Raw genomic sequence first — 6,107 nt, forward strand, 5'->3', positions numbered from 1 at the left:
CAATTTTTATGTCGTGGAAATAATGTGGGGCGGCTGTTCTTGTCGGTTGGCCAACGCCCGCGTGAGAGATGATGACGATGCTCGGAATTCACGAACTATGGCTTTTCATCCTGTCGGGGCTGCTGCTTAACGTCACGCCGGGGCCGGACACCGCCTATATCATCGGCAGGGGCCTGCAACTTGGATGGCGTGGCGGAGCGGCGGCTGCGTTCGGAATCAGTTGTGGCTGCCTTTTTCATGTCTTCGGCGCGGCGATCGGGCTTTCGGCGGTGCTGATGACCTCCTCAGTGGCCTTTACCGCCCTCAAATGGGTCGGCGCAGCCTATCTCCTGTTCACGGGCGTCCAGATGCTGCTGTCACGCCAGCGCCCGATCGCGGATGTCACCCTTCAGGGTGAGGCGCCGACGCTGCGCCGGGTGTTCTGGCAGGGCGCGCTGACCAATGCGCTCAATCCGAAGGTGGCGCTGTTCTTCCTCGCCTTCCTGCCCCAGTTTGTGGCCGCTGATTCGCCGCACAAGGCCGCCGCCTTCCTGCTGCTCGGCGCGATCTTCGTCCTCAACGGCACGCTGTGGTGTCTCGGCGTGGCGGCCTTTGCGGCGCGGGCGGCGAGGCGGATCCGCCGCTCCAGCGGTGTGATCACCTGGATCAACCGCACGCTCGGCGGGCTGTTCGTCTATCTCGGCTTTCGCGTCGCGATGCTGGAAGCGCGCTAGCCGTGAATCTTCACCAGCGCGCTGCCGGCGAGGTAGAACCCGAGCAGGATCATCGCGATCAGGAACCAGCGGCGGAACGCCTCCGGCTGCAGCCGTGACCGCACCGCCTGCCCAACGAACATGCCAACGAAGGACGCCACCATCGCCACCGCGCCGGGCAGCGCGGTCGCGGCAGTCAACACGCCGGCGGCAGTGAGATTGAAGGCGAGGGCGACGGTTGCGGTGGTGAAGAACAGGCCGAGCGCCTGCACCAGCTCGTCCTTCTCCATGCCGATCGCCTGCATGAATGGCATCGACGGGATCACCTGCACGCCGGTCGCCGCCGAGATCACCCCGGTCACGACGCCGACGATGCCGCCGATCCATTTCTCGTCGCGGCGGGCGACCTTGAAGCTGAAGCGGCTGAGGGCCACGACCGCATAGATGATGAGCAGGAGACCGAGGACGACGGTGCCGTAGGGCGCATAAGGCCCGGTCAACAGCCCGCGGTTCAGCCAGATGCCGACCACGGTGCCGAGCATCAGCGGCCATAGCCGCTTGAGGATGTCGCGCAGATAAGGGCCGACGAAGGTCTGCCAGATGTTGGTGACGATCGCCGGCACGATGACGATCGAGATCGCCTGCGCAGGCGGCATCGTCACGGCCAGCAGTCCCATAGAAACCGTCGGCAGGCCAAGCCCCAGCGTTCCCTTGACGAAACCGGCAAGCAGGAAGGCGAAGGCGATCAGGATAAGCATCGAGTCGAACATGTCTGCACATTGACCGATCGCCGCGAGCGGCACAATCTGGAGATTACGGAGAATGCCTTCGGCTTTGCCGAAGCTGAACGGAGCCTGACATGCGCTTCGACCTGGTCGATCTGCAGCTCTTCATTGCGGTGGCGGAGACACGCAGCATCACCAATGGCGCCTCCCGCGTTCATCTGGCGCTGGCGTCCGCGAGCGAACGGATCAAGGGGCTCGAGGCTGCGCTTGGCGTGTCGCTGCTCAAGCGCGGCCGCCGTGGAGTCGAACTCACCGCCGCCGGCGAAAGCCTGCTCGATCATGCGCGGATCGTGATCCACAATGTCGAAGCGCTGCGCGGCGACCTCGCCGCCTATGCCAGCGGCGTCAGGGCGAGCGTGCTGCTGCTCGCCAATACCTCGGGCCTGTCGGAGCATCTGCCGCGGGCGCTCGCCGCCTTCCTGCGCGAGCATCCCGACATCAATGTCGACGTCGAGGAGCGCGAGAGCGCCGACATTGCGGCTGCGATCGCGACCCGTGCTGCGGATCTCGGCTTCGCCGCCGAGCATGCGCTGCCCGAAAGCGTCGAGCGCTTCCTGTTCAGCGAGGATCGCCTGACGCTGGTGGCCTCGCGCCGCAGCGATCTCGCAGGGCGCCGCCAGATCGATTTCCAGGACGTGACCGACTATGACTTCGTCGGGCTGACCGCCTCGACCGCGCTGCAGGCTTACATCGCCAAGCATGCGGCCCGGCTCGGCGCCCGTCTGCGGTTCCGGGCGCGCCTGCGCGATTTCGACGCGATCTGCCAGATGGTCGCGGCCGATGTCGGCATCGCCGTGATCCCGGAGACGGCCGCGCGGCGCTGCGCCCGATCGATGCCGATTGCGTCGATCCGGCTGCGCGACTCCTGGGCCGACCGCAAACTCACGATCTGCGCCCGCAGCTTCAAGGCATTGCCGCGCCCGGCGAAGCTGCTCGTCGACTACCTGCGCAAGGCCGCGCCGTGACGGGCCGCTCGCTCAACCATTGAGCAGCTTCATCGCCGCTTCGTGCACCCGCGGGTCGCCCGCGGCGATGATGCGGCCGCCACTCTGCGCCGGCTTGCCTTCCCAGGTGGTGACGATGCCGCCGGCGCCGGTGACGATCGGGATCAGGCCTGCGATGTCATACGGCTTGAGCTCGGTCTCGACCACGAGATCGAGATGGCCAGCGGCCAGCATGCAGTAGGAGTAGCAGTCGCCGCCATAGCGCGTGAGCTTGGCGGCGCTCTCGATCCGTCCAAAGCATGCCCGGTCGGTGGCGTTCATCAACAGCGGGCTCGTGGTGTAAGCCGTCGCCTCCTTGAGCGACGCGCAGCGCCTGACGGAAAGCCGCCGCTCGCCAGACGGGCCAGAGTAATGGGCCGAACCATTGTCGCCGGAAAACCGCTCGCCGATATAGGGTTGATGCATCATCCCGAACACCGGCGTGCCCTTGTGCAGCAGTGCGATCAGCGTGCCCCAGATAGGAAAGCCGCCGATGAACGACTTGGTGCCGTCGATCGGATCGAGCACCCAGACATATTCGGCGTCCTCGCGCTCATTGCCGAATTCCTCGCCGACGATGCCGTGCTGGGGGAAGTTGGCCTTGATCAACCGCCGCATCACCGCTTCCGCTGCGCGGTCGGCTTCGGTGACGGGATCGAAATCGTTGACGCTCTTGTTGTCGACCGAGAGCGAGGTGCGGAAGAACGGCAGGATGGTTTCGCCGGCGGCGGTCGCGAGGCGACCGATGAAGGCAGTGAAATCAATGACCGGCACGGCTGTTCCCTAAAGCGCGATGCGAACTGGCAACTTAACGCTACTGCCTAGCTCAATCCGGCGGAATCCGCACCGACATTGAGGAATTTTGTCGCTGGCATTTTTGAGTGCGCAAGGGATGCCATGCACCGCTATGAGTTTTGGGACTAGGTGCAATCACGAAATGGGGGGCCATGGTCGAAACTCGGTATTAATCATTCATTTCTTCACGAAGATATTGAAAGAAAACGACAAAGTTCGACTTTAGCCCTGTGTTGCAGGTCTGCAAGCCCTGCGGATAATGCATGGGAAATGAATCTAAAACCGCTTGCGTTTTGTGCGGCGCGGCGGCATATTGTTGCGGTGCGGTAGCGCCTCGCGCTATCGCTGCCCTCCTTGGGCGTTTCCTCCCTAGACTTGGGCCGCTTGTTCATTCAAGCGGCCCTTTTTTCTTTTGGGGTTCTTGCTGTCATTCCGGGGCGCGAAGCGAACCCGGCATGACGAGGAAACTTATTCCGCTGCTGCCTGGAACGGACCGAGGTCGCCGAGCGGGACTTCCGCCAGCGCCTCCGCCAAGGTCGCGAAATCGGCGGCCAACTGCGCAAAGCGCGGGCCGCGCTCGCGCCGGCGCTCATCCATGTAGACCGCGCGGTTGAGCTCGAGCTGAACGGTATGCAGGCCGCTCGCCGGGTTGCCGTAGTGCTCGGTGATGAAGCCGCCGGCATAGGGCTTGTTGCGGCCGATCGAATAGTCGAGCCCGCTCATGACGTCTTCGACCACGTCGGGGAGCAGCGGCGCGCAGCTTGTGCCGTAGCGGTCGCCGATGACGATGTCGGGCCGTCGCGGCTCGTCCCGCGACACCCCGATCGACGGCATCGAGTGGCAGTCGACCACGACAACGGTTCCGAACGCCTGGTGCGCCTTGTTGATCAGTCGCCGGAGCGCCCGGTGATAGGGCTTGTAGAGCGCCTCGATCCTTGACAGCGCCTCGTCGACATTGAGCCGCTCGCGATAAATCTCCTGGCCGTCGCCGACCACGCGCGGGATCGTTCCAAGCCCGCCGGCGACCCGCATCGAGCGCGTATTGGCAAAGCTCGGAAGCCGGCCCGTGAACATGCGCGGATCGAGCTCATAGGGCTCGCGGTTCACGTCGACATAGGAGCGCGGGAAATGCACCCGCACGATCGGAAAGCCGCGCTCGCTCAAGCCTTCGATCAACTCGTCCATGAAGGAGTCTTCCGAGCGCCTGAGCGACGTCAGATCGATCCTGGAGGCGTTGAGGAATTCGGCCGGATAGACCGAGCCCGAATGCGGCGAGTTGAAGATGATCGGCGCCCGCCAATTGACGGGTTCGACGATCTCGAACGGAGGCGGCAATTCACCGTCAGGCCTGCTCATCGTCCGGCGCCGTCCCTTCAATTCCGCTGGGCCTTCCAGCACGATTCTGCCGGAAAAACGGAGGATTTATGTGCGGGCATTGTCGGTAATCACAACCCTTCTGCCAAGCGAAAAAAATCGTGAGCCGGGCTGGAATGTCTCTTAAGAGCGGGTAACGCCTGACGTGATTGATTCGCGCGGCGTTCCGGTCCACAACTAAGTTAAGCATCCGGTCGGCCGCGACGGCTCATCTTTCACTCGAAATTTACTGCCTATCGGGCTTAGTGTGCGGACCGATCCTCCCAAGCCGGGATTCGACGAAATCAACGCCATGCCCAAAATCCTCCTCGCCGAAGACGACAACGATATGCGCCGCTTCCTGGTCAAGGCGCTCGAAAACGCCGGATTCCAGGTTTCCCCACACGATAACGGTATGTCGGCCTATCAGAGGCTGCGCGAGGAGCCGTTCGAGATGCTGCTCACCGACATCGTGATGCCGGAGATGGACGGCATCGAGCTCGCCCGCCGCGCCTCGGAACTCGATCCCGACATCAAGATCATGTTCATCACCGGATTCGCCGCCGTCGCCCTGAACTCCGATTCGGAGGCGCCCAAGAACGCCAAGGTGCTGGCCAAGCCCGTCCACCTGCGTGAATTGGTCAGCGAGGTGAACAAGATGCTGGCGGCCTGATCGGCGGCCAAGATTCGCCTTCAAGCGTCCTTGCCTGCCCGCCTGGGGTCCGTTATAGGGACCCGACCCAGCCGATTTTTCGGGCGCGTAGCTCAGCGGGAGAGCACTACCTTGACATGGTAGGGGTCACAGGTTCGATCCCTGTCGCGCCCACCACGCTTCGCCCTGGCGGGCTACGCGTGGCGCAGCCGTGCGGAGCGGGCCAGGGCGAAGCGTGTCCGGCGTAGCTTGAACGAAGTGAAAGCGAAGACGGACTGCCGCGCCGACGGCTTGGGTCCCTGATCCAAGAGTCAAATGACGTTCCGCCGTCATCGTCCGCGCGATGCAGTTGGATGGGTAGAGCGGGAGCGAAACCCATCATCGCGCGGCTTGCTCCCATCGCGATGGGTTTCGCTCCGCTCTACCCATCCTACGATTCCGTTGCGCCTGCGGAAGCAACCACAGAAGCGTCGAAGCGCGTCTTCTCGGGATGCGCGGTCGGTCACACCTGCGCTGACAAGATCTCGAGCTCGCTGTGGAGATATCCTGAAGGAAACACGACGCCGCATTCGTCGCCCCGCCTCCACACGACGTGGCAATGCGTGCTCGACTTGAAGCCGTCGAACGACATGAGGAAGTCGTTGGCGAAGAAGTGAAATGAATTCGAGTACAAACCAGCACCGCGCATATGAAGATTTCTTACCAGGCAGGGATGAACTCCCGAAATCCCGCTAAACGAAAGCAATGCGAGCTGGTTCAACTGAACACGTTCTAGGCCGTGTGGACTCTTGGGATTCTCAAATCAGATTGAACGTGATTCAAGGCTTTCTTTTAGGAGGAAGCCTTG

At 63.0% G+C, this 6,107-nt stretch carries 6 protein-coding genes and 1 tRNA gene; 4 read left to right on the forward strand and 3 right to left on the reverse strand.

What is annotated here, in order from left to right; translation table 11 throughout:
- Positions 1-77: 77 nt before the first annotated feature.
- The gene (locus AAFX91_RS17155) at positions 78-713 is read left to right on the forward strand and encodes a LysE family translocator (RefSeq protein WP_130580977.1); all 636 of its coding nucleotides are present in this window, start codon (positions 78-80) and stop codon (positions 711-713) included.
- Here the strand turns inward: AAFX91_RS17155 and AAFX91_RS17160 are convergent.
- The gene (locus AAFX91_RS17160; protein ID WP_394567213.1) at positions 710-1,462 is read right to left on the reverse strand and encodes a sulfite exporter TauE/SafE family protein; all 753 of its coding nucleotides are present in this window, start codon (positions 1,460-1,462) and stop codon (positions 710-712) included. The genes AAFX91_RS17155 and AAFX91_RS17160 overlap by 4 nt on opposite strands.
- Before the next feature lie 89 nt (positions 1,463-1,551).
- Between AAFX91_RS17160 and AAFX91_RS17165 the strand changes: the two genes are divergently transcribed.
- Positions 1,552-2,442 carry a LysR substrate-binding domain-containing protein gene (locus AAFX91_RS17165; protein ID WP_394567214.1) on the forward strand — a complete coding sequence of 297 codons (891 nt, stop codon included), beginning with the start codon at positions 1,552-1,554 and terminating at the stop codon, positions 2,440-2,442.
- 12 nt (positions 2,443-2,454) lie between these two features.
- On the opposite strand, the gene hisN is transcribed toward AAFX91_RS17165, so the two are convergent.
- Both hisN and AAFX91_RS17175 read right to left on the reverse strand, forming a co-directional pair.
- Entirely contained in the window at positions 2,455-3,234 is a 780-nt protein-coding gene (gene hisN / locus AAFX91_RS17170) for a histidinol-phosphatase (protein WP_394567215.1), read from the reverse strand.
- 489 nt (positions 3,235-3,723) lie between these two features.
- A complete protein-coding gene (locus tag AAFX91_RS17175; protein ID WP_394567216.1) occupies positions 3,724-4,611 on the reverse strand; it encodes an N-formylglutamate amidohydrolase in 888 nt (295 codons plus the stop codon).
- Between the two features lie 310 nt (positions 4,612-4,921).
- Between AAFX91_RS17175 and cpdR the strand changes: the two genes are divergently transcribed.
- Complete coding sequence (gene cpdR, locus AAFX91_RS17180; RefSeq protein WP_027583737.1) at positions 4,922-5,281, forward strand: cell cycle two-component system response regulator CpdR; 360 nt, start codon at positions 4,922-4,924, stop codon at positions 5,279-5,281.
- A gap of 81 nt (positions 5,282-5,362) precedes the next feature.
- Positions 5,363-5,437, forward strand: a tRNA-Val gene (locus AAFX91_RS17185).
- The last annotated feature ends 670 nt before the right edge of the window (positions 5,438-6,107 follow it).

This window comes from Bradyrhizobium sp. 31Argb (genome assembly GCF_043638955.1).
Lineage (GTDB): Bacteria > Pseudomonadota > Alphaproteobacteria > Rhizobiales > Xanthobacteraceae > Bradyrhizobium.

Excerpts from the sequence above, each read along its gene's own strand:
- AAFX91_RS17155 (WP_130580977.1), top strand. The coding sequence starts at position 78 with ATGCTCGGAATTCACGAACTATGGCTTTTCATCCTGTCGGGGCTGCTG.
- AAFX91_RS17160 (WP_394567213.1), bottom strand. The coding sequence starts at position 1,462 with ATGTTCGACTCGATGCTTATCCTGATCGCCTTCGCCTTCCTGCTTGCC.
- AAFX91_RS17165 (WP_394567214.1), top strand. The coding sequence starts at position 1,552 with ATGCGCTTCGACCTGGTCGATCTGCAGCTCTTCATTGCGGTGGCGGAG.
- AAFX91_RS17175 (WP_394567216.1), bottom strand. The coding sequence starts at position 4,611 with ATGAGCAGGCCTGACGGTGAATTGCCGCCTCCGTTCGAGATCGTCGAA.
- cpdR (WP_027583737.1), top strand. The coding sequence starts at position 4,922 with ATGCCCAAAATCCTCCTCGCCGAAGACGACAACGATATGCGCCGCTTC.